23 protein-coding genes, 1 tRNA gene and 4 pseudogenes are annotated in these 25,921 nt (G+C 72.7%); 13 read left to right on the top strand and 15 right to left on the bottom strand.

The features are described from left to right. Positions 1-96: 96 nt before the first annotated feature. The 3 genes and pseudogenes from AMK22_RS06830 to allB all read right to left on the bottom strand — a co-directional run. The gene (locus AMK22_RS06830) at positions 97-450 is read right to left on the bottom strand and encodes a dihydrofolate reductase family protein (RefSeq protein ID WP_079185955.1); all 354 of its coding nucleotides are present in this window, start codon (positions 448-450) and stop codon (positions 97-99) included. A 362-nt stretch (positions 451-812) separates the two neighbouring features. After that, complete coding sequence (locus AMK22_RS06825) at positions 813-1,142, bottom strand: putative quinol monooxygenase (protein ID WP_073782324.1); 330 nt, start codon at positions 1,140-1,142, stop codon at positions 813-815. 185 nt (positions 1,143-1,327) lie between these two features. Beyond that, positions 1,328-2,674: pseudogene (allB, locus tag AMK22_RS06820) on the bottom strand (allantoinase AllB); the annotation flags it as partial. 412 nt (positions 2,675-3,086) lie between these two features. Between allB and AMK22_RS06815 the strand changes: the two are divergent. After that, complete coding sequence (locus tag AMK22_RS06815; protein WP_073782322.1) at positions 3,087-3,887, top strand: IclR family transcriptional regulator; 801 nt, start codon at positions 3,087-3,089, stop codon at positions 3,885-3,887. A 137-nt stretch (positions 3,888-4,024) separates the two neighbouring features. Here the strand turns inward: AMK22_RS06815 and AMK22_RS40615 are convergent. Both AMK22_RS40615 and AMK22_RS06805 read right to left on the bottom strand, forming a co-directional pair. After that, a pseudogene (locus AMK22_RS40615) lies at positions 4,025-4,162 on the bottom strand (ABC transporter ATP-binding protein); the annotation flags it as partial. Positions 4,163-4,318: 156 nt separating this feature from the next. Next, positions 4,319-4,621, bottom strand: a complete 303-nt coding sequence (locus AMK22_RS06805) for a DUF5955 family protein (RefSeq protein WP_199883143.1) — start codon at positions 4,619-4,621, stop codon at positions 4,319-4,321. 282 nt (positions 4,622-4,903) lie between these two features. On the opposite strand from AMK22_RS06805, the gene AMK22_RS06800 reads away from it, so the two are divergent. Both AMK22_RS06800 and aceB read left to right on the top strand, forming a co-directional pair. Further along, positions 4,904-5,509, top strand: coding sequence for a nucleotidyltransferase family protein (locus tag AMK22_RS06800; protein ID WP_073782319.1), 606 nt, complete (start codon positions 4,904-4,906; stop codon positions 5,507-5,509). 286 nt (positions 5,510-5,795) lie between these two features. After that, complete coding sequence (aceB, locus tag AMK22_RS06795; protein WP_073782317.1) at positions 5,796-7,415, top strand: malate synthase A; 1,620 nt, start codon at positions 5,796-5,798, stop codon at positions 7,413-7,415. Between the two features lie 101 nt (positions 7,416-7,516). Here aceB and AMK22_RS06790 read toward each other — a convergent pair whose 3' ends face one another. Beyond that, complete coding sequence (locus AMK22_RS06790; protein ID WP_073782315.1) at positions 7,517-9,805, bottom strand: glycosyl hydrolase family 18 protein; 2,289 nt, start codon at positions 9,803-9,805, stop codon at positions 7,517-7,519. Between the two features lie 292 nt (positions 9,806-10,097). Here AMK22_RS06790 and AMK22_RS06785 point away from each other — a divergent pair. The 5 genes from AMK22_RS06785 (at position 10,098) to AMK22_RS06765 (ending at position 15,725) form a co-directional block, all read left to right on the top strand. Then, a tRNA-Arg gene (locus AMK22_RS06785) sits at positions 10,098-10,173 on the top strand. 102 nt (positions 10,174-10,275) lie between these two features. Continuing rightward, the gene (locus AMK22_RS06780; RefSeq protein ID WP_073782843.1) at positions 10,276-11,412 is read left to right on the top strand and encodes a gala protein; all 1,137 of its coding nucleotides are present in this window, start codon (positions 10,276-10,278) and stop codon (positions 11,410-11,412) included. Continuing rightward, entirely contained in the window at positions 11,409-13,199 is a 1,791-nt protein-coding gene (locus AMK22_RS06775; RefSeq protein ID WP_073782313.1) for an ankyrin repeat domain-containing protein, read from the top strand. Before AMK22_RS06780 ends, AMK22_RS06775 begins: the two co-directional genes overlap by 4 nt. Before the next feature lie 77 nt (positions 13,200-13,276). After that, the gene (locus tag AMK22_RS06770; protein ID WP_073782841.1) at positions 13,277-14,512 is read left to right on the top strand and encodes a sigma 54-interacting transcriptional regulator; all 1,236 of its coding nucleotides are present in this window, start codon (positions 13,277-13,279) and stop codon (positions 14,510-14,512) included. A 55-nt stretch (positions 14,513-14,567) separates the two neighbouring features. Next, positions 14,568-15,725, top strand: coding sequence for a vWA domain-containing protein (locus AMK22_RS06765; RefSeq protein WP_073782311.1), 1,158 nt, complete (start codon positions 14,568-14,570; stop codon positions 15,723-15,725). Between the two features lie 60 nt (positions 15,726-15,785). Here AMK22_RS06765 and AMK22_RS06760 read toward each other — a convergent pair whose 3' ends face one another. After that, the gene (locus AMK22_RS06760; protein ID WP_073782309.1) at positions 15,786-16,778 is read right to left on the bottom strand and encodes a fibronectin type III domain-containing protein; all 993 of its coding nucleotides are present in this window, start codon (positions 16,776-16,778) and stop codon (positions 15,786-15,788) included. A 163-nt stretch (positions 16,779-16,941) separates the two neighbouring features. Here AMK22_RS06760 and AMK22_RS06755 point away from each other — a divergent pair, with 163 nt between their 5' ends. Together AMK22_RS06755 and AMK22_RS06750 are read left to right on the top strand one after the other, a co-directional pair. Then, complete coding sequence (locus AMK22_RS06755) at positions 16,942-18,003, top strand: amidohydrolase family protein (protein ID WP_242433859.1); 1,062 nt, start codon at positions 16,942-16,944, stop codon at positions 18,001-18,003. A 264-nt stretch (positions 18,004-18,267) separates the two neighbouring features. Continuing rightward, positions 18,268-18,576 carry an SH3 domain-containing protein gene (locus tag AMK22_RS06750; RefSeq protein WP_073782307.1) on the top strand — a complete coding sequence of 103 codons (309 nt, stop codon included), beginning with the start codon at positions 18,268-18,270 and terminating at the stop codon, positions 18,574-18,576. A gap of 228 nt (positions 18,577-18,804) precedes the next feature. Here the strand turns inward: AMK22_RS06750 and AMK22_RS06745 are convergent. The 8 genes and pseudogenes from AMK22_RS06745 to AMK22_RS06710 form a co-directional block, all read right to left on the bottom strand. Beyond that, a pseudogene (locus AMK22_RS06745) lies at positions 18,805-19,149 on the bottom strand (purine permease); the annotation flags it as partial. 62 nt (positions 19,150-19,211) lie between these two features. Next, positions 19,212-20,609 (bottom strand): 8-oxoguanine deaminase, encoded by a 1,398-nt coding sequence (locus AMK22_RS06740; RefSeq protein ID WP_073782305.1) that lies wholly within the window; start codon positions 20,607-20,609, stop codon positions 19,212-19,214. 211 nt (positions 20,610-20,820) lie between these two features. Continuing rightward, complete coding sequence (pucL, locus tag AMK22_RS06735) at positions 20,821-21,768, bottom strand: factor-independent urate hydroxylase (protein WP_073782303.1); 948 nt, start codon at positions 21,766-21,768, stop codon at positions 20,821-20,823. A gap of 7 nt (positions 21,769-21,775) precedes the next feature. Beyond that, a complete protein-coding gene (gene uraH / locus AMK22_RS06730; protein WP_073782837.1) occupies positions 21,776-22,180 on the bottom strand; it encodes a hydroxyisourate hydrolase in 405 nt (134 codons plus the stop codon). A gap of 29 nt (positions 22,181-22,209) precedes the next feature. Beyond that, a complete protein-coding gene (uraD, locus tag AMK22_RS06725; RefSeq protein WP_073782301.1) occupies positions 22,210-22,719 on the bottom strand; it encodes a 2-oxo-4-hydroxy-4-carboxy-5-ureidoimidazoline decarboxylase in 510 nt (169 codons plus the stop codon). Between the two features lie 190 nt (positions 22,720-22,909). Beyond that, complete coding sequence (locus AMK22_RS06720; RefSeq protein ID WP_073782299.1) at positions 22,910-23,287, bottom strand: helix-turn-helix domain-containing protein; 378 nt, start codon at positions 23,285-23,287, stop codon at positions 22,910-22,912. After that, the gene (locus tag AMK22_RS06715) at positions 23,284-23,523 is read right to left on the bottom strand and encodes a hypothetical protein (protein WP_073782297.1); all 240 of its coding nucleotides are present in this window, start codon (positions 23,521-23,523) and stop codon (positions 23,284-23,286) included. The genes AMK22_RS06720 and AMK22_RS06715 overlap by 4 nt, the downstream gene beginning before the upstream one ends. 182 nt (positions 23,524-23,705) lie before the next feature. Next, positions 23,706-24,119, bottom strand: a pseudogene (locus tag AMK22_RS06710) (thiamine pyrophosphate-binding protein); the annotation flags it as partial. 121 nt (positions 24,120-24,240) lie between these two features. Here AMK22_RS06710 and AMK22_RS06705 point away from each other — a divergent pair. The 3 genes from AMK22_RS06705 (at position 24,241) to AMK22_RS06695 (ending at position 25,916) form a co-directional block, all read left to right on the top strand. Further along, positions 24,241-24,939: a hypothetical protein gene (locus AMK22_RS06705; RefSeq protein ID WP_073782835.1), complete on the top strand. Its 699-nt coding sequence runs from the start codon at positions 24,241-24,243 to the stop codon at positions 24,937-24,939. 124 nt (positions 24,940-25,063) lie between these two features. Then, positions 25,064-25,618, top strand: a complete 555-nt coding sequence (locus tag AMK22_RS06700; protein WP_073782295.1) for a GNAT family N-acetyltransferase — start codon at positions 25,064-25,066, stop codon at positions 25,616-25,618. A gap of 76 nt (positions 25,619-25,694) precedes the next feature. Continuing rightward, positions 25,695-25,916, top strand: a complete 222-nt coding sequence (locus AMK22_RS06695; protein ID WP_073782293.1) for a hypothetical protein — start codon at positions 25,695-25,697, stop codon at positions 25,914-25,916. Positions 25,917-25,921: the final 5 nt, after the last annotated feature.

The raw sequence follows: 25,921 nt of genomic DNA, 5'->3' as shown, positions 1-25,921 counted from the left end.
GACTTTCGGCCCGGCCCGTCAGCCCATCGGTCGCATCGTGGCGGGCGGGCGAGCGGGCGGGACGGGGGCGGGGTGTACGGGCTCTCGCCCCCGGTCTCAGTCGTCGAGGGCGAAGGAACCGAACCGTGCCCGGCCGGTGGGCCGGTAGCTGTGGATCGAGATGCGGCTCGCGGTCGTGCGCGCCTCCGTCTGCTCGAAGGCCGTCGGCAGGCCGCCGTCCGGGAACAGCCTCCGTCCCCGGCCGAGCACGACCGGGAAGACGAGAAGGTTGTACTGGTCGATCAGGTCGTGCGCCATCAGGAACCGGGCGAGGGAGCCACTGCCGTGGATCTGGAGTTCGCCGCCCTCGGTCCGTTCCTTCGTCCGGGCGACCTCGGCGGCGACATCCGCGGAGAGAACGGTCGTGTTGTGCCAGCATGCTCGTTCGGATCGGTCGCTTTCGCTCTTCAGACCTCACGGTCGGCCGGAACTCATCGGTCGGCCCGCCGGGACTTCCCTCGACGGACGAAACGGCTTCCCATCAGGATTCGCGGACTGCTTCGCACCGGCAACCGCGGGACGGCGACCGGGGCCGGTCCGCCCTCACCTGACCGGGGAGAACTTCTGAAACAAGCCCGACAAGCCGAACAAAGAGGGAGATCATGACTCCACCGGGCCGCAGCGGCGCTACGGAGGGGCCCCGAGGTCCACGAGGAGTTCTGAGGAGCCGGGAACCGGGCCGGGCGGCGGCGCCGCTGTACGCCGGAAAGCCCGGGGAACTCCGGGCGGTCGCGCCGACGCCGGTTCACCGAGGCCGGGTCACCGGCATCGGCTCACCGCGAGCGCGGGGTGACTTCCGCCATCCGGGACCAGCCCTCGCCCGGCACCTCGACGTTGATGATCTCCGGAGTCTCCGCGACGAGATCCGCCATCCGGTCCATCGCGGCCGTGAAGTGCTCCGACTTCACATGGGCCTCCCCGGCCTCGGGAGAGGCGAACGCCTCCAGCAGGACGAACTGGTCCGGGTTCTCGACGCTGGTCGACCACTCGAAGAACACGTTGCCCGGCTCCGCCCGGGTGGCGCGGGTGAAGTCCTCGACGGCGGGAAGCCAGTTGTCGCGCTCGTCGCTGCGTACGGTGAATTTCACGGCGATAAAGATCATGACATCATGTTCGCATACGTTAATCAGCATCGACTCATCGGGCACGGCCGAGCGGGGTGTCACGACCGGGCGAGGCGTCACGACCGGGCGAGGCGTCACGACCGGAGAAGGCGTCCTGTTCCGGCATCCGCCGTCGCGGTCAGCCGTTCCCTTCCGGCCTGCCCTCGCCGGTCCTGTGCACCCCGTCTCTCCAGGAGGCGGCCCGTGGGTTCGGCGAGAACGCCGTTCGCCGCGATCCGTGCACCGCGCAGCCAGGTCGAACGCACGACGCCGCGCAGGGTCCTGCCCGCGTAGGCGGTGACCTGGTTGCGGTGGAACAGTTCGGCGGGGTCGACGGTGAAGGTCTCATCCGGGGCGAGCACCGCGAAGTCGGCGTCGCGGCCCGGCTCGATCGCGCCCTTGCGGGCCAGCCCGGCCAGCTCGGCGGGGGCGGCCGACATCCAGCGGGCCACGTCGTCGAGCGAGTGGCCCCGCCTGCGGGCCTCGGTCCAGACGACGGGGAGGCCCAGCTGGAGGGAGGAGATGCCGCCCCACGCGGAGGCGAAGTCCGGGGTCTTGAGGTCGGCGGTGCACGGGGAGTGGTCGGACACCACGCAGTCGATCGTCCCGTCGGCCAGCCCCGCCCACAGCGCGTCCTGGTTGGCGGCCTCCCGGATCGGCGGGCAGCACTTGAACTCCGTCGCGCCGTCCGGGACCTCCTCGGCGGTGAGGGTGAGGAAGTGCGGGCACGACTCGACGGTGACCCGCACCCCGTCCCGCCGGGCGGCGGCGATCATCGGCAGCGCGTCGGCGGAGGACAGATGAAGGACATGGACCCGGGCGTCGAACCGCCGCGCGCAGGCGATGAGCGCTTCGATCGCGGTGTTCTCGGCGTCGCGGGGCCGCGAGGCCAGGAAGTCGGCGTACGCGGGTCCGCCACGCATCGGGGCGGCGTCCAGGTGGCGCGGGTCCTCGGCGTGCACGATGAGCAGGCCACCGAAACCGGCGATCTCGGCCAAGGAGCGGGCCAGCTGCTCCTGGTCGAGCTCCGGGAACTCGTCGACGCCGGAGGGCGAGAGGAAGCACTTGAACCCGAAGACCCCGGCTTCGTGCAACGGGCGCAGGTCCTGCACGTTGGACGGGACGGCCCCGCCCCAGAACCCGGTGTCGACGTGCACCTCGGGCGCGGCCACCCGCCGTTTGGTGCGCAGGTGCCCGACGGTGGTGGTCGGCGGGAGGGAGTTGAGCGGCATGTCGATCAGGGTGGTGATGCCGCCCGCCGCCGCGGCCCGGGTGGCGGCGCGAAAGCCCTCCCACTCGGTACGGCCGGGATCGTTCACATGGACGTGGGTGTCGACCAGGCCGGGCAACAGGACGTCGTCGCCGAGGTCCTCCAGCCGGGCGCCGACGGGCACCTCGGCGTCGTGGGGCAGGACGGCATCGATGGTCCCGCCGGAGACGGCGACCGACGCGGGACGCGTCCCGTCCGGGGTCACGACGCGCGTCGAGCGCAGCACCAGATTCACGTCCGCCTCCACGTCCGCACCGGACACCCGTGCTCCTCACTTCTCGCTCCGGCCCGGCTCCGGCACGGTCACGCCCGCCTCCGGCTCGGCCCCGACCCCGCGGCCACCAAGAAATTCAACGAACTGTTGAAGAAGTCTTCACGCAGGGTCCGACCTCGTCAAGACCCCGCCCCGCCACGCGCACCGGCCACCACCCCCACGCCCGCCACCCCGAGCATTTCCGAGGGCCGGAACGAATATCCCGAAAGACGGAACCCCCGCGGCGTGAACGGAACGGCCGCACCACCGCGCCACCTCAGCCGCGAGACCGGGGCAAACGGGCCCTGACCGGCCAGGACGCCGTACCGGGAGCGGTGGGCCGATCGGGGGCCGCCCGGTAGGCTGCGGGGTGCCTCGCCGGGCGAGGCACCCGCTTTTCCGTCCCGAAAGGACCGTTGACGTGCCGTCGTCCCACGCCAGCACATCCGACTCCAAGCCCGCCGCCTCCAGCGGCGGTGTGCAGTCCCTCGAACGCGCCTTCGATCTGCTGGAGCGGATGGCCGATGCCGGGGGCGAGGTCGGGCTGAGCGAGCTCTCCGCGAGCAGCGGACTGCCGCTGCCGACGATCCACCGGCTGGTCCGCACACTGGTCCTCTGCGGATACGTGCGCCAGCAGCCGAACCGACGGTACGCGCTCGGCCCCCGACTGATCCGGCTCGGCGAGTCCGCGTCCCGGCTGCTCGGCACCTGGGCCCGCCCGTATCTCGCCCGGCTGGTCGAGGAGACCGGCGAGACCGCGAACATGGCGATGCTCGACGGCGACGAGGTCGTGTACGTGGCACAGGTGCCGTCCAAGCACTCGATGCGCATGTTCACCGAGGTCGGCCGACGTGTGCTCCCCCACTCGACGGGCGTCGGCAAGGCGCTGCTTGCGCACACGCCCCCGGAGGAGGTGCGGGCGCTGCTCGCCCGTACCGGGATGCCGGCCGCCACCGAGAAGACGATCACCTCTCCGGAGGCCTTCCTGGAGGCGCTGGACCAGGTCCGCCGGGTCGGCTACGCGATGGACGACAACGAGCAGGAGATCGGGGTGCGCTGCCTGGCGGTGTCCGTCCCCGACTCCCCCACCGCCGCCGCGCTCTCGATCTCCGGTCCGGCGGGACGGGTGACGGAAGCGGCGACGGAGCGGATCGTGCCGGTCCTCCAGCAGGCCGCGAGGGATCTGTCCGACGCCCTGGCGGGCACCGGTTCCGCGGGCTGAGCCCGGACGCCGGACGCCGGACGGGTCACGAGCGAGGCCCGGTTCGGTTCCGGGCCGGGCCGGACGGCGAAGAGGCCGTGGAGCCCGATGAGTTCCGGGGTCCCACGGCCGTACGGACGACCGCCCCCTCGGGCCGGCGCGGGAACCTCCGGCCGCCCGTCGTGCATGGTGACGGTGTGGTCCGCCCGATCCAGATGGGTGCGGTCGTACGTCACCAGCACGGTCGCCGTCGACCTCTGTCGGGTCGGCGTGACCAGGAGGTCCGGCACGGCGGCCGGGCCGAGGACGGTCACCACGTCGAGGACGAAGGGCACGCCCCCGCCGCTGCCGTACGGCCGCCCCCGCCCTCGTCGCTCGCTCCGCCACTCGGCAGGCGTTCCGCCCGACCGTCCGGCCGACGCTCCGCACCGGCAGGCGCTCCGCTCGTGCGGTCAGCCGCGCGGGGGTTCGCCGAAGAGGTCCACGGCGACGCGCACGTCCCGGAGAGCGGAGGCCAGCGCGCTGACCGATCCGATCGCCCCCGCGATCAGCAGCAGCGAACGCCGCAGCCGCGGGATCTCGGGCTCACCATTGATCGCCATCGCGTCCAGGGCCGCCAGCTCGTCCTCGGCGATCCCCCTGTCGGGGAATTCCGCGGGGTGTCCCGCCAGCTCCCTGCGGAGTCGGGAGACGGCCGTTCGCAACTCCGTCACCCTCGGGTCCTCACCGCTGCTCGTCACCCGCGCCTGTCCCACGCTTCGCAACAAAGCACTCCCCCTCACACGTCCGTGTGCCAGTGTCCGACCGGGTCCCGGATTGCGGCCAAGTCTCCGGGGGTTCCCGCAAGTTAACGCCATGAAAGGTGTCGTGCGCCACTCCGCGGACAGAATTCGGGGGTCCCGTACGGGTGATCCGAGCGGCGCGGTGTAGACCCCGCCGCACCAGGTCATCGCACCCCTGTTCCACCCCGCCCGCCCCACCCGCCACTCGCGCGTCCCCGCACGTCCGAGGCGCCGCGTCCGGGGTAGGGACTCCGCATGAATCGAACAGATCGGGCCCCCATGGTCGCGGGGCTGCTGCTCGCCGCGGGCGGTGGGCGTCGCCTCGGCGGGCGCCCCAAGGCGTTGCTCGACCACCGTGGCCGTCCCCTGGCGGAGCACGCGCTGCGGGTGCTGCGGGCGGGTGGCTGCGACCGCGTGCAGGTGGTGCTGGGCGCCGCGGCCGACGAGGTACGCGAGCGGGCCGACCTCACCGGGTGCGCAGTGACCGTCAACCCCCGGTGGACGGAGGGCATGGGCTCGTCGCTGCGGGCGGGGCTCGGGGCCCTCGCCGGCACGGACGCCGACGCGGCTCTGGTGCTCCTGGTCGACCAGCCGGGCATCGGCCCGGAGGCGGTGGCCCGGGTGCGGTCCGCGTGCCGCTCCCGCGCCGGTCTCGTCGCGGCCGCGTACGGCGGCGAGCGCGGTCATCCGGTGCTGATCGGGGCCGACCGGTGGGCGGATGTCGCGGCGGAGGCGGTGGGCGACCGGGGCGCGCGCTCGTACCTGCGTGCGCACCGCGACGCGCTCGTGCTCGTCGAGTGTTCGGACGTCGCCGAGGCGTACGACATCGACGGCCCGGAGGACCTGAGACGTCTCGCGTGAGGAATCGGCCCCGAGGCACACGAGAAGTGAACCCCGAGGCGTGAGGGACCGGGCGACGGCGGCACTCCGCGCCACCGCCCGGCGTCTTCTGTCGACCCGGAGAATCTCGACGTCAACAAGCCATTGAACTTCCACCATGAGAAAACTAATATCCACAGATCAGAAAGCCTCTGCATCCCAGACGGCCATCCGCACCCACGTCCCGGAGCCCAGGCACGCCGTGCCGTGCCGGCCGACCGGCGACCGTGAGGGCCGTCCGCACCGCCTGCCGAAGGAGTGACAGCTCATGTCCGCACCAGCGCCGTCACCGCTGGCCATCGTCGATGCCGAGCCCCTGCCCAGGCAGGACGAGGTCCTGACCGACGCGGCCCTCGCGTTCGTGGCCGAGCTGCACCGCCGGTTCACGCCCCGCCGCGACGAGTTGCTCGCACGCCGCGCCGAGCGCCGGGCCGAGATCGCCCGCACCTCCACGCTGGACTTCCTGCCCGAGACGGCGGCGATCCGCGGGGACGACACCTGGCGGGTCGCGCCGGCCCCCGCCGCGCTGGAGGACCGCCGTGTGGAGATCACCGGTCCGACCGACCGCAAGATGACCATCAACGCCCTGAATTCCGGCGCCCGGGTCTGGCTCGCGGACTTCGAGGACGCGTCCGCCCCGACGTGGGAGAACGTGATCCTCGGCCAGCTCAATCTGATCGACGCCTACACCCGTTCCATCGACTTCACGGACCCGAGGACCGGCAGGTCGTACGCGCTGAGGCCCGCCGACGAACTCGCCACCGTCGTCACCCGTCCGCGCGGCTGGCATCTGAGCGAGCGTCACCTCCAGCTGGACGGCACCCCGGTGCCGGGCGCTCTGGTCGACTTCGGCCTCTACTTCTTCCACAACGCCCGGCGCCTCGTCGACCTCGGCAAGGGTCCGTACTTCTACCTCCCGAAGACGGAGTCCCATCTGGAGGCGCGCCTCTGGAACGACGTCTTCGTCTTCGCCCAGGACCACGTCGGCATCCCGCAGGGCACGGTCCGCGCCACCGTCCTCATCGAGACGATCACCGCCGCGTACGAGATGGAGGAGATCCTGTACGAGCTGCGCGACCACGCGTCCGGGCTGAACGCGGGCCGTTGGGACTACCTGTTCTCCATCGTCAAGAACTTCCGTGACGGCGGGGCCGGGTTCGTCCTCCCCGACCGCAACGCGGTCACGATGACGGCCCCGTTCATGCGCGCGTACACCGAACTGCTCGTCCGCACCTGCCACAAGCGCGGTGCGCACGCCATCGGCGGCATGGCGGCGTTCATTCCGTCGCGCCGGGACGCGGAGGTCAACAAGGTGGCCTTCGAGAAGGTCAAGGCGGACAAGGACCGCGAGGCCCGCGACGGCTTCGACGGCTCCTGGGTCGCCCATCCGGACCTGGTCCCGATCGCCATGGCCTCCTTCGACGCGGTCCTCGGCGAAAGGCCGAACCAGAAGGACCGGCTGCGCGAGGACGTGTCGGTGGCCGCGGGCGATCTGATCGCCATCGGCACCCTGGACGCCAGGCCCACCTACGACGGCCTGCGCAATGCCGTCGCGGTCGGCATCCGCTACATCGAGGCGTGGCTGCGCGGCCTGGGCGCGGTCGCCATCTTCAACCTGATGGAGGACGCGGCCACCGCGGAGATCTCGCGCTCGCAGATCTGGCAGTGGATCAACGCGGGCGTGGTCTTCGAGAACGGCGAGCGGGCCACGGCCGGGCTGGCCCGCGAGGTCGCCGCCGAGGAACTCGCCGCGATCCGCGCCGAGATCGGCGACGAGGCGTTCACCGCCGGGCAGTGGCAGCAGGCCCACGACCTGCTGCTCCAGGTCGCCCTGGACCAGGACTACGCGGACTTCCTGACCCTACCCGCGTACGAGCGGCTGCGCTGAGCCCGCCGCCCGCGCCGCCGTTTCTCCGGCGGCTCGGGCGGTGGGCACGGACCGGTCTCCCGGAGCCCGTCGGATCCGGGAGTCCGTGTCGCGTACGTCCGCTACTTCAGCCCGGAGTCGACGGCGTTGAGCAGCGTGCCCTGCGGGGTGTCGCCGGACATCTCCCAGATCATGACGCCCAGCAGATCCTTGTCCTTGACGTACGCGGTCTTCTTGCCGATGGACCAGGTGTCGTCGAAGGACCACCACTGGCTGCCGGTGTAGCCGTACGTGGAGATCGACTGCTCGTCGTGATGGACCGTCATCGTCGGGTAGGCGCCGATGAGGTTGGCGTAGCCGCGCGTTCCGGCCTCCTCCGCGAACTGGCCGGGGGCCGCACCACCCGCGGACTGCCATTCGCCCGCGACCCCGCCGTCCGTGACGCCCTGCCAGCCGCGCCCGTAGAAGGGGATGCCGAGGGTCAGTTTGCGGGGTTCGACTCCCGCGTCCGTGTACGCCTTGATCGCGGCGTCGGCGCTGAAGTGGAAGTCGTACGGGTCCTGCTCGTCGGTGTAGAGGTTGGCCTGGTGGCCGGTGCGGTTCGGTTCCCAGGAGTTGTCGCTGCCGGAGCCGTGGAAGTCGTAGCCCTGGACGTTGGCGACGTCGAGGGAGTCGAAGACCTTGTCCAGCTCCCAGCCCTCGCCGATCTTCTGCGGGTCGGCGGGCGTGAAGGCGGTGAGGAGCCGGTGGCCGCCGCCGAGGGCGTCCATCTGCCTGCGGAACTCGGCGAGCAGCAGCGTCAGGTTGGCCTTGTCGTCGGGCGCGTAATGGTTGCCCGGGTGTCCGGTGCCGGTGCCCGGCCATTCCCAGTCGATGTCGAAGCCGTCGAAGATCCCGGCGGCCGCGCCCGGGCCGCCGGCGCCGTTGTAGTCGGGCAGGTTGCCCTTCAGATACATGTCGACGCAGGAGGAGACGAACTTCTTGCGGGAGGCGTCGGTGGCCGCCACGTCGGAGAAGTACTTCGAGTACGTCCATCCCCCGAGCGAGACCACGATCCTGAGGTTCGGATGGAGCTTCTTCAGCTTCTTCAACTGGTTGAAGTTGCCCCGCAGTTTGGCCCATCCGTCGTCCGCGACACCGTCGACGGACTGGGCGGCGCTGAACGGGCGGCCGTAGTCGGCGTCGGCGTCCCCGGCTCCGGTGCCCTGGTCGGGGTCCTGGGGATCGGCGGTGGTGCCCTTGGTGACACCGTTCAGGCAGGTGAGGTTGGTGGGATCGATGTTGGCGAACGAGTAGTTGATGATGTCGAGCTTGTCCGCGGCGCCGGAGTCGTGGAGGTTCTTGACGAAGTACGGGCGGCCGTAGATGCCCCACTGGACGAAGTAGCCGACCTTGGCGTACTTGCCCTTGCCGACGATGTCGTCGGTCTTCACCGTGAGGGTGTTGCTGGCCGGGCAGGCGTTGTCGGCGGCGTCACGGGCCTTGACGGTGAAGGTGTACGAGGTCGAGGGCGAGAGCCCGCCGATGGTGGCCGTGGTCGTGGTGCCGGAGACGGTGGTGGCGAGTTCGCCGCCCCGGTGGACGTCGTAGGCGGCGACCCGCTGGTCGTCGGTCGACGCGGTCCACGCCAGGGTCACGGAGGAGGAGTCGGCCGCGGTGGAGCGCAGCGAGCCCGGAGCCGTCGGCGGGGAGGTGTCGGTGGCCGGGTCGACGGTGGTGACGGCCAGCGGGGCACTCTCGGCGGAGGTGTTGCCGCGGGTGTCGCGGGCCCGGACGGTGAAGGAGTAGGCGGTGGCGGGGGTGAGCCCGGTGACGGTGGTGCTGGTCGTCGCCGTCGCGGTGCCGACCACCTTGCCGCCTGCCAGGACGTCGTACGACGCCACGGGGAAGTCGCCCGCCGCCGCAGCCGTCCAGGACAGCGACGCGGTGCGGGCGGTGACGTCCGTCTGCTTCAGCCCGCCGGGGGCGCCCGGGGGCACGTCCGGTGACCCGTCGCACTTGTCGCCGTTGATCCGGCATCCGGTCGGCGCGGAGACCGGGCCCTTGGCCACGAACCAGAAGCTGTACGGCTCGGTCGTGCCGTGCGCGGCGACCGTGCCGTTGTAGTGGGCGTTGCCCGCGGTGACGTGGCTGCCCCGGCTGGTGACGGTGCCGTTGTACGAGGTGTCGATCGTGACGCCAGCCGGCAGGTCGAATTCGAGACTCCAGCCGGTGACGGCGGTGTCGGTGTCGTTGTGCAGGACGTACGTCCCCTTCCACCACGAGCCGTTGTCGGCGGAGGTGAAGGTGGCCGTCAGCCTGCCCGCCGCGTGCGCGGGGGCGGCCTGCAACGACAGCAGCGCGAGGAGGAGTCCGAGGACGGCGACCGCGGCGGTCACCGTCCTCCCTCTGGAGGTCAGGTGCTCGAACATGGTGTATCTCCCTTGGAACAGGGACCGGTGAGGCGGTCCTGAAGGGGAGCGGAGGCGTACCTGGTGCCATGGAGCACGGGGGAAACTAAGAGGTCTGGACCAAGCCGTCAATAGGTGCAGACCATTTGGGGGTGCGCGCCGGGCACCGCACGAGGGGCGACGACAGCGGACGACAGGTGGCGGCCCGACGGCCGGTCGAGCCCGTGCGCGGCCCACGCTTGAGCAGGTGCCGGCACCAAGTACAGGACAGATGTGCGAATTCGGCTCGGCGGTGGCTATGATCACGCTTGGCAAGGCTGTAGCGCAGAGGTCGTCGCGCCCTAGCATCGAGCTGGAGGACGTCGGTTCGAATCCGACCGGCCTTGCCACCTTTTCGTGGAGCGGAGTCGATGGCGTCGGTTCGTCCCGAGCGGGCGGAGACCCCGGTCGCCCCCTCCGGACCGGGTGCCGACGGGGACCTGGGAGTAGTGATGTTGCAGCCGATGCCCGTGCGCTGTCCCGCGATCGAGCACCCGGATATTCCGCTCGCCGACCCGGCACTGCTGGATCCGTTGCTCGAGCGACTGGTCTCGGCGCGTCCGGTCGAGGCGGACGAGACCTTCGCGCTCGGTTCCTTGCGGGCGGACGGGCGGGTCGATCTGTGCAAGCAGGGGCTCGGTGCGGCGGGTGCGGCCCGGGTGATGCCCGCCGCCGCGCGGTCCCCGCACGCCGCGCATGTGCTGCTCGGTACCAACTCGCTGGGCGCCGAGGGGGCGCGGGCCGTCGCCGACGCGCTCGCGGCCGACGGGCACGGCCTGCGCACCGTCTACCTCGGCTGCAACCGGATCGGAGCCGACGGGGCCTCGGCGCTCGCCGACGCGCTCGCCGGGGACGACACCGTGCGGGCGCTGTGGCTGAAGCGCAACCCCGTGGGCGACGCCGGTGTCCGGGCGCTCGCGGCGATGCTGCGCCGCAACACCGCGCTGCGCACCCTGGACCTGGTCAACACCGGGCTCTCCACGCAGGGCCTCGGCGCGCTCCTGTCCGTACTCGCCGAACGGCCCCGACCGGTCGAACGGTTGTTCCTCGGCGGCAACGGGCTCGGCCCCGACGCCGCGCCGCTGCTCGCCGCCCTGATCCGGGACGCGGGGGTGCGGGAGCTGTACCTGCCGTCCAACCACCTCGGTGACACCGGTACCGCCGTGCTCGCTGCCGCCGCCGACCCCGCCCGGCCCGTCCGGCTCGGCCTCGGCGGCAACGGGATCGGGCCCGACGGGGCGCGCGCCCTGGCCGACGCGCTCGACGGGATCGAGGCGCTCGATCTGGGCCGTCCGCTGTCCGAGCGGACCCTGGGGGCCAGCTCCAACCTCACCGGTGACGCCGGCGCCGACGCGTTGGCCGGGGCGCTGCACGGCAGTCCGCTGCGACGGCTGGAGCTGCGCCACACCGGGCTCACCGGGCGGGGCGCGAAGACCCTGCTGGCCGCCGTCGACTCCCGGTCCTCCCTGGAGTACGTGGGGCTGGGCCCCGGTCTGCCCCGCCGGGTGAAGCGTTCCTTCGCGGCGCGGCTGCGCCCGGACCGCGGCGCCCACACGGACCTACTCGCAGTCAGGAGCGTCTACCGATGAGCCCGAAGGCGGAGCAGGACGCGGGGACGCAGTTCTTCGATCCGGAGGAGACGGCGAGCCTGCGGCAGGTGCGCCGGTACGCGGTGCCCCGCTGGATGATCGGGGCGTCCGCCGAGCGGCGCGCGGCCGGTGACTGGCGGAGGGCCTGCGCGACGGCCCTGTTCGACGTGGCCTTCGACCTGTCGGAGGTCGCCTCGGCGCACGGTCCCGACGTGGCCGCGGCGCTCGGCGAGGATCTGCGCCATCTGGTGCCGGACCTGGTGCGCTGGCACCTGCCGCGCGTGCTGGGCGGACGCTCGACGCTCGCCGCCGACCTGACCGTCGTCCTGGCGGGCTACGGTGCCGTGGAGGGTGCGCCCGACGCGGACGTCCCGTACCTCCATCTGCGCACTCCCCCGATGGTCGAGGGTCCGCAGCGGATCTCGCTCCGGTTCGGGGCGGTGCGGCTCGGCGGCGGCTCCCGTACCTTCCGCCCCGGGGTCATGGACTGGCGGGCCTGCCGGTACCTGTGGGACGCGCGGCACACCGGTGAACTGCGCGCCCGCGTCGGCGGTGCGGAACGGTCGCCGTTCCTCCGCGCCGACGGCACGCCGCTCGGGGCGGACGAACTGCCCGGCACGGACCCCGGAAGGGCCGACCCGGTGGCCCACGCCGAATGGGTGACGCTACTCCACCAACGGGGGCGGGTCACCGACTCCCTCGCGGCGGCGGGGATCGAGCTGGACTCGACCGAGCCGGACACGCCGTCCTGGCACCGGGCGGAGCCGGAGTCGGTCCTGGGACGGCTGGCCCTGGACGTCGCCCGCCTGGAGACGGAGGCCCGACGGTTCGCCGATCTGTACGGGACGGACCGCCTCCAGATCAGCGGCGACTGGTACGCCCGCATCCTGCTGGAGCTCGCGGGGGACCACGGCGACGGACGGCTGCGGATCAGGCTCGTCGGACGGGACGCGGCCGCCGACGCGCCCTTCCTCCCTCCGGCGTACTGGCGGCGGCTGCCTGATATCGACCTGCTGCGGACCGGTGCGCTGACTCCCTCTCAGTTGCATCCGCTGGTCGCGGAGGCCCTGTTCCCCGGTGTCGTGTTCCCCGGTACGGAGCCGGCCGGTCCACCGGGGCCGACGCCACCCGCGCCGGTACGCGTGCGGTGCCGCGGGGAATGGCACGAGGTCGCCTTCCGGGACGGCAGGCTCGCCACCCCGCACAGCGTGCAGGAGCAGCAGCGCGAGAACGCGCTGCGTGCTTTCGGCGGCGCGGTCACCGGATGCTTCGCGGTGGAGCACTCCTGCACCACCGGCACCGGCCGGCTCCCCAAGGCCCTGCGGGCCCAGCGACGGGACCTCTTCCTGCGCGCCCAGCACGGCGACACCCCGGGGGTGCTGGAGCTGCTGGACGCGGGCGTGGATCCCCGGGTGCGGGACGCCGGCCGGCGCAGCCTGCTCCATGTACTGCACTTCCTGGACCACCAGCCGCTGCTGCCCCGGCTGCTGGACGCCGGTCTCGATCTGGAGGCGCCGGACCACCGGGAGCGCACCCCGCTCTGCGTGGCGGTGGCCGACCGGGGATCGGCGGAGCTGGTGAAGGCGCTGGTCGAGGCCGGGGCGCGGATCGACGTCACCGACCAGATGGAGCTCTCGCTGGCCCAGCTGATCCGCATGTACCGCCGGACGGACCTGCAGTTCCTCCGGGAACGGGTGGAGAAGGAGCACCCGGGCATCGGTGCCGAGTGGTGGGACGAGTGGCAGGAGGAGCGGGAGGAGTACGAGAGCGAGGACGAGGACGAGTGAGCACCGTCGCCCGTGGCGCCGCGGGGCAGTCTCCCGCGACGCCCTCCCCCGCCGCCCCGGCGGGGCGTCCGCCCGTGATGCCGTCACCGCCCGCCGGACCCACGGAGCCGCCCGAACCGTCGTCTCCGGCCGCCGCTCCGGGGCCGCTGGACGCCGCCGACGAGCTCAACCGCCGGCTCCGCTCGTCCCGTACGGAAGCCGCTACCAACCCTCAACTCGAAGCACTGGCATTGGCAGTGACGGCCAATCAGCCCGTCCTGCTGTGGGGCGAGCCGGGTATCGGCAAGTCGGCCGGCATGGAACAGCTCGCCGCCGGGCTCGGTCTCGGACTGGAGACGGTCATCGCCAGTGTGCACGAGCCGTCCGACTTCGCCGGGCTGCCCGTCGTCGGTGACGACCCGGCCGTGACCGGGGTGCCGATGGCCCCGCCGGACTGGGCGGTACGGCTGGCGCGCGCGGGCCGGGGGCTGCTGTTCTTCGACGAGTTGTCGTCCGCTCCCCCCGCGGTGCAGGCGGCGTTGCTGCGCGTCGTGCTGGAACGGCGGGTGGGCAGCCTGACGTTGCCCGATTCGGTGCGTATCGTGGCCGCGGCGAACCCGCCGTCGAGCGCGGCGGACGGGTGGCACCTCAGCCCGCCGCTCGCCAACCGCTTCGTGCATCTGCACTGGACGCACGACCCGCGCACGGTGGCGCGCGGCATGGCCGGCACCTGGCCCGAGGTGACGGTCCCGGTCGTCGACGCCGCCCGCGTCCCGGGTTCGGCGGCACGGGCCCGCGGCGCGGTCTCGGGCTTCCTCACCGCGCGCCCCGGTCTCGTCCACCACATCCCCGCCGACGCGGAGAGCCGGGGCCGGGCCTGGCCGTCGCCGCGTACCTGGGACATGGCACTGCGGCTGCTCGCCACCGGGTACGCGACGGGCGCCGGGCGGGAGGCGCTCGCCGCCGCCCTGGCCGGGGCGGTGGGCGACGGTGCGGGCATCGAGCTGCTGTCGTACCTGGAGAACCTCGATCTGCCCGACCCGGACCGGGTGCTGGCCAACCCCGACGCGTTCGCCCTGCCGGAGCGCGGCGACCGTCAGCTGGCCTTCCTCATCGCGATCGTGGCGGCCGTCCAGGGCGATCTCACCCAGAAGCGCTGGGAGGCGGGCTGGGCGGTGCTGGCGAAGGCCGTGGACGCGGGCGTACCCGATGTGGCGGCCAGGGCTGCGGTCGACCTGGCGTCGATGCGGGACACCGACTGGCCGGTACCCGAGGGCATCGACGCGTTCGTGGAACTGCTCCAGCTGTCCGGCGCGCTGCCCCAGAGCGGCTGAGGCGGGTACGGCGGTGGCGAAGCCGGAAGTCGCCCCGGGGCGGGCCCGGTTGGACATGACCAAGCTGCTCGCCGCCCGCTACCGGGCGGCGACCGACCGGCCGTATCTGGCCTCGGCGCTGTACGCGCTGTCGGTGGTGCCGAGCACCGGGGTGCCGACGATGGGCGTGGACCGGCACTGGCGGTGCTACGTGTCGCCCGCCTTCGTGGAGGCGACGCCGGTGGCGGAGCTGGCCGGGGTGTGGCTGCACGAGGTGGCGCATCTGCTGCGCGACCACCACGGCCGCGCGGAACGGCTGTCCGCCTCCGACCAGCGCGACCACCACCGCCTCAACGTGGCGCAGGACTGCGAGATCAACGACGACCTGATCGCGGACGGACTGCCGCTGCCGGCGGGCCGGCTGGAACCCCGGCTCTTCGGCCTGCCGACCGGGCGGATCTTCGAGGAGTACCTGCCGTCGATTCCGCCGGGGTCGCCCGCCCACGACTGCGGTTCGGGCGCGCACGGGCAGCCCACGCCCTGGGAGCTGCCCGGGAGCGAGGGGCCGACGAGCCTGGGCCCGGTGGAGGCGCAGGCGTTGCGGCGGCACACCGCGGAGGCCATACGCGCCCACCGGCGCACCCGGGGCACGCTCCCGGGGGGCTGGGAGCGCTGGGCGGACGAGATGCTGGAGCCCAGCATCGACTGGCGGCAGGCGCTCGCGGGCGCCGTCCGCGAGGCCGCGGCCTGGGCGGCCGGGGCGATGGACTACACGTACCGGCGTCCCTCCCGGCGCAGTGCGGCGCTGCGCGGCGTGATCCTTCCCAGCCTGCGCCGTCCGCTGCCCCGGGTCGCCGTGGTCATCGACACCTCGGGGTCGATGGGGGACGACGAACTCGGCGCGGCGCTGGGCGAAGTCACCGGTGTGCTGCGGGAAGTGGGCGTCCGGGGCAACCGGGTCACGGTACTGGCCTGCGACGCGGACGTGCAGAGCGTGTCGCGGGTGACCTCCGCCGAGCAGGTCACCCTGGGCGGGGGCGGCGGCACCGACATGCGGGTGGGCATCGCCGCCGCGCTCGCGGCCCGGGACCGGCCGAACATCGTCGTCGTCCTCACCGACGGCTTCACCCCCTGGCCGGACGAGGCGCCCTCGTGCCGGCTCGTCGCGGCGCTCATCGGCGCGGACGCCCCGCAGCCGCCGCAGTGGGTGGAGACGGTGCGCGTCACCGGCTGACTCGACATCATTTTCCCGGTGACTTCCGAAGACGGCCGCCGCGTGTCCTGCGTGCCCGGCTCACTCGCCCAGGACGACGGTGCGCTGGGCGGAGAAGTCACCCCATTTCCCGTCCGGCAGCTTGGCGCGGATCTTGAGGGAGTAGCGGGTGCCGCGCGGGTCCGTGACGGTGAGCCGGTAGTGTGCCCGGCCGGCGGGCGGGGTCGAGCCCCACACGATCGTGGTGGTCGGTCTGCCGTCCATGAAGAGTTGGTAGGCCGGGATCTCGCCGCCCGTCTCCGGCTGTTCCCAGTCCAGGTCGATGGCGTACTCCTTGCCCTGTGCCCGGTTGGTGATCCGCAGGTCGGTGGGGGCGGTGGAGGCGGGCGCGCCCGGCGCGGACGCGGTGGTGAGGTCGACGGCCTCGCTGTCCGGCGAGGAGTTGTCGGCGGCGTCGCGGGCCCGCACGGTGAAGGTGTAGACGGTGCCGGGGCGCAGCCCGGTCACATGAGCCGTGGTCGCGTTGCCCGGCACGCTGTGGATCCGGGAGTCCTCCTGGTAGATGTCGTACGCGGTGACGCCGACGTCGTCCGTGGAACGGTTCCAGGACAGGTCGACCGCCCGGCCGCCGTCCACGGTCCCGCGCACCTTCGACGGGCGGGTCGGGGGCCCGTGGTCGGCGGGGGTGGCGGCCGGAGTGGTGACGGTCGCGGCGGTGCTCGGCGCGGAGAGGTTCCCGGCGGCGTCGCGGGCGCGCACGGTGAACGTGTAGGAGGTCGAGGCGGTCAGACCGTCGATGTCGGTCATGGTCCTGGCCGCGGGAAGGGACTTCACCTTCTCGGGTCCGCCCTCCCCCGTCCTGCGGTAGACCTCGTAGCCGGTGACCGCTTTGTTGTCGGACGCCCGCTCCCACATGACGTGCACGGAGGTGGCGCTGCCGGCCTGGGCCGTCACGTGGCTCGGCACCGTGGGCGCACTGGTGTCCGCCTCCGGGGCGGAGCCGCAGGCGGTGAGCGCGGCGAGGAGCAGGGCGGCGGTACAGGCCGACGCGGCGATGGTGTGGGGGCGTTGCACGGTCGTGCCTTCCGTCCGGCAGCAATGGTCCAGACCTGTATCGCACGGTGCGGGGGCCGCGGACAAGAGGGCGGATCGGAACGTTCCGCAATGTGCCGGTGTGTGCGTGTGGTCGTCGGCGTGATCCGCGGGCGCGGCGAGGGAAGTGACGTACGGTCGGCCGATGTTGTGCATACGAGGAATCGTGCTGCCGGAACGCGAGGAGCGGGTGTTCCGGATCGACGGCGGGGTGCTGCGCGAGGGCGCACCGCCGGACGGACTCGCGGGGCGGGACACGGAGTTGGTCGTCGACGGCGGGTGGCTGCTGCCCGGACTCGTCGACGTGCACACCCATCCGGGGGCGCTGTCGACGGACGAACCATTCGACGAGGAACTGCTGCGCGAGCAGTTGGGTGAGCACCGGGACGCCGGGGTGCTGGCGGTGCGCACCCCGGGCACCGCGGCGCGGATGCCGGCGTGGGTGGACGAGGACCCGGAGCTGCCGCGTGTGACGTCGGCGGGACGGTGGCTGGCCACGCCCGGCCGGTTCTTCCCCGGCTTCGGGCGCGATGTGACCGAGGACGATCTGGTGCGGGCCGCCGTGGAGGAGGCCACCGCCTCGTCCGGCTGGTGCAAGGTGATCGGCGACTGGGCGCAGGACGAACCGGCCGTGCCGCTGCCGCTGTTGACCTCGGTCGTGCAGGCGGTGCACACGGTGGGCGGGAAGGTCGCCGTGCACTGCCAGACCACCGAGGGCTCGCGCAACGCCGTGCTGGCGGGCGCCGACAGTCTGGAGCACGGGATGCATCTGGACCCGGCGCTGCTCGACCGGATGGCCGCGCAGGGCACGGCGTTCGTCCCGACGCTGAGCGTCTTCGGGGCGCGGGCGGGCGAGATGCGGGCGCGAGAGCCTGGCGTGCGCCGCGATCTGTGGCTGGCGGGCTGGGACGTCCTGCCCGGCACCGTGCGGGCCGCCCACGAGGCGGGCGTCACGGTCCTGGCGGGCACCGACTCCTTCCCGTGCGGAACGGTCGCGGGCGAGATGTCCTGGCTGGTACGGGCCGGGCTGTCGGCCACGGCGGCGCTCGGGGCGGCGTCCTGGACCGCGCGGGCCTGGCTCGGGCTGCCGGGCCTCGTGGACGGTGCGCCCGCCGACGTCGTCGCGTACGCGGCCGATCCCACCCGGGACCCGGCCGTTCTGGAGCACCCGAGCCGGATCGTGCTGCGGGGGCGCGTGGTGCGGTGAGCGCGCCACCCCTGGAACCGGCGCGGTGATCGTCCTGTGCCGGGTGGCGGCCGTGTCCCCGGCCGCCGCCCGGCAAACGTCCGGCCGCCCGGCGCGAGGAGCGTGCGCGCCGTCGGCCGCGTACGCCGGTGCGCACGTCGTATGACCTGCGCTTTCATTCCTCCCCCGGAGATCGTCCGGGCCCGTGACCCGTCGATCGGCGGCTCCGTTGGGGCTGATGAACGGCTCACGCGGAGTGGGCCGGAGAACGGAGGAGAGAACCGCATGACGAAGAGGATGACGCTGGCCGCGGCGGCCCTGACCGCCGGTCTGGGCCTGGCCTTCAGCCCCGCCGCCCAGGCCGTGCAGAGCCCGGTCGCCGCGCACGCGGCGAAGGCACCGGCCGCGGTCTGCACCGTCAACGACAACGGGGTGAACTTCCGCGGCGGCCCCGGCACGGGCTACCCGGTCCTGGGCCAGGTGAACAAGGGCCAGAACCTCGAGAAGCGCGGCACGCAGGGCAACTGGGTCATGGGCGACCTGTGGGGCGGACGCACCGGCGTCTGGATCCACACGGCCTACCTCAACTGCTGAGGCCGTCGCGCCCCGGGGTCCTCGGCCGCTGAGGTCCGAGCGCCCCTGCCCCGTCCCCGCCGGGCCCCGCACCTCGCTCGCCGCGCGGTGCGGGGCCTCGTGACGTTCCGGCGGCCTTCGTCGTACCGATGCACCGGCCGCCGAATCCTCGTACCGCGGCGTGCGCGGCGTGTCGCCGTACCGGCCGCGCTCGCGTCCGGGTGCGACAGTGCGCGCGGGGGCTACCGGTCAGTGCGCGGACGCCGGGGCGGACGGGCTCGCCGGGACCGGGCCGTTCCCCCCGGCCTCCTGGCCGTCCGGGTCCGGCGTCCTCCGGTCCGCCCTCGCGCCGAGGTGGTTGAATGCCAGGTTCAGCAGGATCGCGACGACGCACCCGGTCGAGATGCCGGAGTCGAGCACCACGAGCAGATCCCCCGGGAAGGCGTGGTAGAAGTCCGGCGCCGCGATCGGGATCAGCCCGATGCCCAGGGCCGCGGCCACGATCAGCGCGTTCTCGCCCTTCTCCAGGGCGGCGGTCGCCAGCGTCTGGATGCCGCTCGCGGCGACCGAGCCGAAGAGCACGATGCCCGCGCCGGTTGACGCGGACCCGGATCGAGTGCGCGCGGCGGCCGGCCGGTACGGGGTGTTCCGGGGCGTCAGGCCCCGGTGGCGATCCGCGCGAGGCGGCGGGCCTCGTCGCGGGTGGTACGGGCGATGGCGTCCTCGTCCGCGGTGACCAGGCGGCCGTCCTCGACGACCGGTCTGCCGTCGACGAGGGAGAGGGTGACCGGGGCGGCGGCGCCGAGGACCAGCGCGGTGACCGGGTCCGCGATGGAGGCGTGGGCGAGGGTGTCCATGTTCCAGAGCACCAGGTCGGCGAGCTTGCCGGGTTCCAGGGAGCCGATCTCGTCGGCGCGGCCCAGCACCCGGGCGCCGCCGTACGTGGCCAGGCGCAGGGCCTGACGGGCGTTCAGGGCCTTCTCCCGATGGGTCCCGAGACGGTTGACGAGGAGGGCGTTGCGCAGTTCGGTGTGGAGTTCGCCGGACTCGTTGGAGGCGGTGCCGTCGACGCCGAGGCCGACCGGGACACCGGCCGCGAGCATGTCGGGGACGCGCGCGATGCCCGCGGCGAGCCGGGCGTTGGACGAGGGGCAGTGGGCGACGCCGGTGCCGGTGCGGGCGAAGGCGGCGATGTCGGAGTCGTTCATGTGGACGCAGTGCGCCATCCACACGTCGTCGCCGAGCCAGCCGGTCGACGCGAAGTAGTCGGTCGGTCCCATGCCGAAGAGTTCGCGGCAGAACTTCTCCTCCTCCACGGTCTCCGAGCCGTGGGTGTGCAGGCGCACCCCCTTGCGACGGGCCAGTTCGGCGCCCTCGCGGAGGAGTTCGGTGGAGATGGAGAAGGGGGAGCAGGGAGCGACGGCGATCCGGGTCATCGCGTCGAACGAGGGGTCGTGGTGGGCGTCGACGGTCGCCTCGGTGGCGGCGAGCGCGCCGTCGAGGGTCTCGACGGCGAAGTCCGGGGGCAGTCCCCCGTCCGTCTCGCCCCGGTCCATGGAGCCCCGGGCGAGGGTGAACCGTACGCCCATGTCACGGGCGGCCCCGATGATGGCACCGGACAGGTCACCGGCGCCCCGCGGGTAGACGTAGTGGTGGTCCATGGCGGTGGTGACCCCGCCCCGGGCCATCATGGCGAGCGAGCCCCGCGCCGCGGCGCGGACCATCGGTTCGTCGATGCGCGCCCATGTCGGGTAGAGGGCGACGAGCCAGTCGAACAGGTTGTGGTCGGTGGCGAGGCCGCGGGTGATCCACTGGTAGAAGTGGTGGTGCGTGTTGACCAGGCCGGGGGTGACCAGGTGCCCGGTGCCGTCGATGCGGCGTACGACGTTCTCCAGGCCCCCGGGTGCCGGGCCGGCCCCGACGCTCTCGATGCGATTGCCCGCGACGACGACGTGCCCGGAGGCGTACTCGGTGTCGTCGGCGTCGACGGTCGCGATCGCGCAGTGCTCGACGACGATGCGTTCCACGTGCTCGGGGACTGCTGTTGCGGCCATGGCGCTTCCCTCTCTGTCCGGCGGTACGGGCACGGCGGGACCGAGCTTTTCGTCCACCGGGTGGACCGGGGTCCCGGGCGGGTCGGGGCATGGGCCTCGGGTGTCGGTCGGCCCGGGTGCTGGCTGTGCCATGGGTTTCCCTCCGGCCCGGCCGACGCTCCGCCCGGGTGGTGCGGGCGGGGGCCGGCGCGGCGCCGCGTCGGAGATCGGCTCAGAGATTGGTCATGTCGACCGGGATCCGCGGTGTGGTGCCGTCCCGCAGCACGGTGGCCTCGATGAGGCCGTACGGGCGGTCCGCCGCGAAGTAGACCTCGTTGTCGTTCTGGAGACCGAACGGTTCCAGGTCCACGAGGAAGTGGTGCTTGTTCGGCAGCGAGAAGCGGATCTCGTCGATCTCGCCGCGGTGGTTGATGACGCGTGAACCCATTTGGTAGAGGGTCTGCTGGAGGGAAAGGGAGTACGTCTCGGCGAACGCCTGGAGCATGTGCTTGCGGGTCTGCTCGTAGGACTTCTCCCAGTTGGGCATCCGCGTCTCGTCGTCCGTCCAGTTGAACCGCCACCGGGCGGAGACCTCGGTGGCGAGGATGCGGTCGTGCGCCTCCTCCAGCGTGGTGTACTCGTCCTTGACGTAGCCCCAGAACTCGGAGTGCGTGGAGTTCATCACCACGAGGTCCTTGAGCCCCGAGATGATCTGCCACTTCTCGCCGTCGTAGGTGATCTGGGCCGTTCGCGTCTCCTGGCCCCTGCGGACGAAGGAGTGCTCGACCTCGTCGGCTCCGATGAACCGCGCGCTCGCGTCCGAGGTGGCGATGCGCTCCCAGGAGTACTCCTCGATCCGGATCCGGGCGACCTCGATCGGCTCCTGGGACGTCACGAAGTGGCGGGCCAGGTGGATGCCGAACTGCTCGGCGGATTCGATGCCGTGCTTCTTCGCGAACGCGTACACCGTGTTCTTGGTGGTGTCGGTCGGCAGGACGTGGGCGTTGGATCCGGAGTAGTGGACGTCCTCCATGTCGCCGGAGAGGGCGACGGAGACGTTCAGGTCCTTGATGTGGTGGGTGTCGCCGTCCCGGGTGATCCTGACGACGCGGTTCTCCGCCTTGCCGTACTGGTTCTGGCCGAGAATCACAGGGCGGGTGCGGGGGGAATCGGCGGTCATGTCGGTGCTAGCTCCCTCGGTAAACGGAGTAGCCGAACGGGTTGAGCAGCAGCGGTACGTGGTAGTGCTCACCCGGGGCGACGGCGAAGGTGATCGCCACCTCGGGGAAGAACACGCCGCTGTCCCTTGCGCGGGGGGCGTCCTGCTGTGCCTCGGCCGGCCTCTTGCTGGCGGTGTGCGACTCGAAGTACGCCTCGGTGTCGAAGTCGAGCCGTACATGGGTGGTGCCCTCCGGCAGTGCCGGCAGGTCCTTGCAGCGACCGTCCGCGTCGGTGGCGGAGCCGCCGAGCGCGGTCCACGGGGCGTCCCTCCCGCCACGGGCGGCGAGCCGGACGGCGACGGCCGCGGCGGGGCGGCCGATGCTGGTGTCCAGGATGTGGGTGGACACCGATGCGGTGGCGGAGGTGCTCAAGACCTTCACTCTCTTTCCATGACGGGGTGTTACATGTCTTCCGTGACGAGGCGGGTGAGCCGGATGCGGTTGATCCTGCCGAGTTCGGTGCGCACATGTTCGCGTTCCTCCTCCGGCGAGTTCCCGATCCGGGACTTCACGGCGTCGCGCATCTGTTCACCGGTGGCCCCGGTGGCGCAGATCAGGAAGACGTGTCCGAACCGTTCCTGGTAGGCCAGGTTCAGTTCGAGCATCTCGGCCCTGAGTTCCTCCGGGGCCCCGGCCATCCCCCGCTGTTCGCGGGAGGAGACCGGATCGCCGGGCCGCGGGCGGCCGATCGGCGGGTGACCGGCCATCGCCTCGGCCAGGTCCCCCGCGGTCAGCGCGGCCGTGGCGGCGTCGCCGGCGCGAAGGAGGGCTTCGACGTCGGCGTAGGGGCGTCGGGAGAGGAGGGCTCTCCCCCATGCCGTACTGGTGCACACCTCGTGCAGAGCGGCGGTGGCCTCGTCCTCCGCCAGGGTGTTGAACCGGGGCAGGCCCGGTGTGGAGCTCGAAGTCACGGGAGCCTCCGTGGCTGTTCTCGCGGTGCGAATCGCCGCTCCGCGTCGGTCGGGCTGCGCATAGCTAACGCCCTCCGCAACACAACGTCAACGCTTTGTTGAAATTGCGCGAACGCGTGGGGCCGCCGTCCGAGGATCCGGACGACGGCCCCACCCACGCCTGACGGCCCCCGGCCACCGAGGTCCCCAACTACCGTTCCCTGGAGGCGTTTTCCCTGTTCAGGTAGTTGTAGACGGTGAAGCGGCTGACGCCCAGCGCACTCGCGACCGTCTCCACACCATGGCGCACGGAGAACGCTCCGCGTGCCTCCAGGCTGCGCACCACCGCCTGCTTGGCCCTGCGGTCCAGCTCCGCCAGCGGCATCCCGTGCCGGCGTTCCAGGGCGGCCAGGATGTGGTCGAGCGACTCCGACAGCTGGGGCAGCCGGACCGCGACGACGTCCTCGCCCTCCCAGGCCAGCACCACGTCGTCGGCCTGGGCCTGGTCGGGCCCGAGCAGTTCGGCGCCCATGGCGTCGACGAGCGGCTTGACCGCCGCGACGAGGGGGTGGTCCGCGGGGGCGGTCACTTGGCGTCCTCCCCGATGACGTTGACCTGGAGCGACACCCGGGTCGCGCCCGAGGCGAGGACGCTGCGCAGCAGGGTGTCCACCGTGCCGAGCACCTGGTCGGCACCGCCCTCCGCCGTGTTGCCGAAGGGGCCGACGTCCACGGCGTCCAGTTCGGCCGTCCGGATGACCTCGCGGGCCACGACCGCGTGGGCGGGCGCCTCGTCGAGATCGAAGGGCTCCGTGGTGAACTCCACTCTCAGGCGCACTGTGCCTCCACTCGCGTTCGCCGTGCCCGGGTGGACCGGCGGTCCGGAGCCCGACCCTAACGCGTCCCCGACGGGGGCCCGGGGCCGCGGACCGCCCCGGTGCCGCGCGGGCGACCTGCGGCCGGAGAGCGGACGCGGCATGGTGCGTGCGGTTCCAGGGCGCCGGGATGTCCTGGTGCCTGGGCGGCTTCGAGGACGGTCGTCGCCGCCTTGGTGACGGGTGCCGCGATCGAGGCGATGTCGACCGCCTGGAAGTCCTCCTTGTGGAGCACGGCGGTCGGTGCCTGGCCGGTGATGCAGAGGATCGGGACGGAGTCGGCCATGGCGGAGTACAGGCCGTTGATCATGTCGGTGCCGGCCGGTCCCGAAGTGCCCACGCAGACACCGATGTTGCCCGGACGGGCCCGGGTGTACCCCTCCGCCATGTGGGAGGCGCCCTCGACGTGACGGGCGAGCGTGTGATGGACCCCGCCGGACGCCTTGAGGGCCGCGTAGAAGGGGTTGATCGCCGCGCCCGGCACACCGAACGCGTTGCCGATGCCTTCACGCTTGAGGATTTCGACTGCCGCTCGGGCAGCGGTCATTCGTACGTCAAGTCGCTCCCTCGGCCCCCGCTCCTGGTGGAGCATGGGGACGAGGCCCGGCGGGCCCGGGCCCGCCGGGCGCGGGCGGACCGGGCGGGGAGAGGGCCGGGAGGAGACCATGGTGGAGTCGGTGCCGGTGAGCTGTCCGGCCTGCCGCCGCGAGCACGCCTACCGGACGCAGGTCTACCCCTGCCCCTGCGGTGCGCCGACGGCCCCGCCGCCGCTGCCCGGCGCACCGGCCGTACCCGTGACCCACCGCACCTGGGACGACGACTGGGTGGCCGTGCGCTGCCGCGCCTGCGGGCGCCTCGACCATTGGCCGCAGCCGGAGTTGCACTGCCCGTGCGGGACGGTGCTGCGGATACCTGCCCGTCCGGCGCCGCCGCCTCCCGGCCCGGCCGCCGGGGCGGACCCGGCCCGTGCCGCCGCGCCGAACCCCCGTCCGGCCTTCCGCCCCGGCCCGGCCCGTACCGGGCACGACGCCGTCGCGAACGCCGCCCGCTACCTGCGGTGGCTGGGCCACCACGACGCGGCCCGGTGCACCGGCCCCTCCTGCGCGCGGATCGATCTGCGGGCCACCGGACTGATCGCGCGGGTCGACACCGGCAGCCGCCCGACCACCCTGCGCTCCGTCGAATGCCTGTGGCTGAACGCCCTGTCCGCCTCCGTCACGAGCGTGTTCTTCTCACTCGGCGGATACGCGCGGGACGCCGCCACGCGTGCGGACGGACTCGACGTCCCGCTCTTCGTGATGGACCGTACGGGAACGCCGCGGCCGGTCAACGGCCCGGCGGAGGAACTGATCGACCCCGGCGCCTGAGACCGCGGTGTCCGGCACACCGCCGCGTCCGGACACCGCCCGGTACGCCTTCCCGGGGACCACCCGGCGCACGCCCCGGGGCACCGGCCGGTGCGCCCGTCACCCCGGGCGCCATACTGGGCGCATGCTCATCCGTACCGCCCGCCCCCGCGATCTGCCGCTGCTCCAGGACATGGAACGGGCCGCAGGCGAACCGTTCCGCGCGCTCGGCATGGCCGCGATCGCGGACGACGATCCCCTTCCGCTCGACCTGTTGGAGGACTACCGGCGCGCGGGGCGCGCCTGGGTGGCGGTGGACGACGCCGACCGCCCGGTCGGCTATCTGATCGCCGACGAGGTCGACGGCGCGGCCCACATCGAACAGGTCACCGTCCACCCGTCCGCCGCCCGGCGCCGGCTGGGCAGCGGGCTCATCGACCATCTCGCCCACTGGGCGGCGGGCCGGGGCCTGGACGCGCTCACGCTGACGACATTCCGCCACGTGCCGTGGAACGCCCCTTACTACGCACGGCTCGGCTTCCGCGTGCTGGACGATGCCGAACTCACCGACGGGCTGCGGAAGATCAGGGCGGCGGAGGCGGAACACGGCCTGGACCGGTGGCCGAGGGTCTGCATGCGACGCGACGCACCGCACCCCGACCGCACCCCTCGACCCGCTGGAACCGAGCGGCAACGCTGAGTGCAATCGGTCACGTTCGGGCCATGGGCCACAAATGTTCGGGGGATTGTCGGTGGCGGGCCTTAAGGTGGGGTACATGGCATTAACTCCACGACACGTACCGTCCACCGACCCCTCGCACCAGGCCCGTTCGTCCCGTACGTCCGCCGCCGAGGCGAACCAGGCGATACGGGCGCTGGTCGACGCGCGGGCCGGGCAGGAGTGGTCCTCCGTGGAGTCCGCCGCCTACGAGGTGCTGCTGATCGAGTGGGCGGCCGCCACCCGGGGTTCGGCCGGCGACATCATCGAGGCCGCCTGACCGCC

Origin of the sequence: Streptomyces sp. CB01580, from assembly GCF_001905795.1 — a bacterium.
Taxonomy (GTDB): domain Bacteria; phylum Actinomycetota; class Actinomycetes; order Streptomycetales; family Streptomycetaceae; genus Streptomyces.
The sequence above is the reverse complement of the archived record's forward strand: the minus strand, read 5'-3'. Positions and strand labels throughout refer to the sequence as shown.

Coding starts and splice junctions, on each gene's coding strand:
- AMK22_RS06825 (WP_073782324.1), bottom strand. CDS start 1,142: ATGATCTTTATCGCCGTGAAATTCACCGTACGCAGCGACGAGCGCGAC.
- AMK22_RS06800 (WP_073782319.1), top strand. CDS start 4,904: ATGAATCGAACAGATCGGGCCCCCATGGTCGCGGGGCTGCTGCTCGCC.
- aceB (WP_073782317.1), top strand. CDS start 5,796: ATGTCCGCACCAGCGCCGTCACCGCTGGCCATCGTCGATGCCGAGCCC.
- AMK22_RS06790 (WP_073782315.1), bottom strand. CDS start 9,805: ATGTTCGAGCACCTGACCTCCAGAGGGAGGACGGTGACCGCCGCGGTC.
- AMK22_RS06780 (WP_073782843.1), top strand. CDS start 10,276: ATGTTGCAGCCGATGCCCGTGCGCTGTCCCGCGATCGAGCACCCGGAT.
- AMK22_RS06775 (WP_073782313.1), top strand. CDS start 11,409: ATGAGCCCGAAGGCGGAGCAGGACGCGGGGACGCAGTTCTTCGATCCG.
- AMK22_RS06770 (WP_073782841.1), top strand. CDS start 13,277: ATGCCGTCACCGCCCGCCGGACCCACGGAGCCGCCCGAACCGTCGTCT.
- AMK22_RS06765 (WP_073782311.1), top strand. CDS start 14,568: ATGACCAAGCTGCTCGCCGCCCGCTACCGGGCGGCGACCGACCGGCCG.
- AMK22_RS06755 (WP_242433859.1), top strand. CDS start 16,942: ATGTTGTGCATACGAGGAATCGTGCTGCCGGAACGCGAGGAGCGGGTG.
- AMK22_RS06750 (WP_073782307.1), top strand. CDS start 18,268: ATGACGAAGAGGATGACGCTGGCCGCGGCGGCCCTGACCGCCGGTCTG.
- AMK22_RS06740 (WP_073782305.1), bottom strand. CDS start 20,609: ATGGCCGCAACAGCAGTCCCCGAGCACGTGGAACGCATCGTCGTCGAG.
- pucL (WP_073782303.1), bottom strand. CDS start 21,768: ATGACCGCCGATTCCCCCCGCACCCGCCCTGTGATTCTCGGCCAGAAC.
- AMK22_RS06700 (WP_073782295.1), top strand. CDS start 25,064: ATGCTCATCCGTACCGCCCGCCCCCGCGATCTGCCGCTGCTCCAGGAC.
- AMK22_RS06695 (WP_073782293.1), top strand. CDS start 25,695: ATGGCATTAACTCCACGACACGTACCGTCCACCGACCCCTCGCACCAG.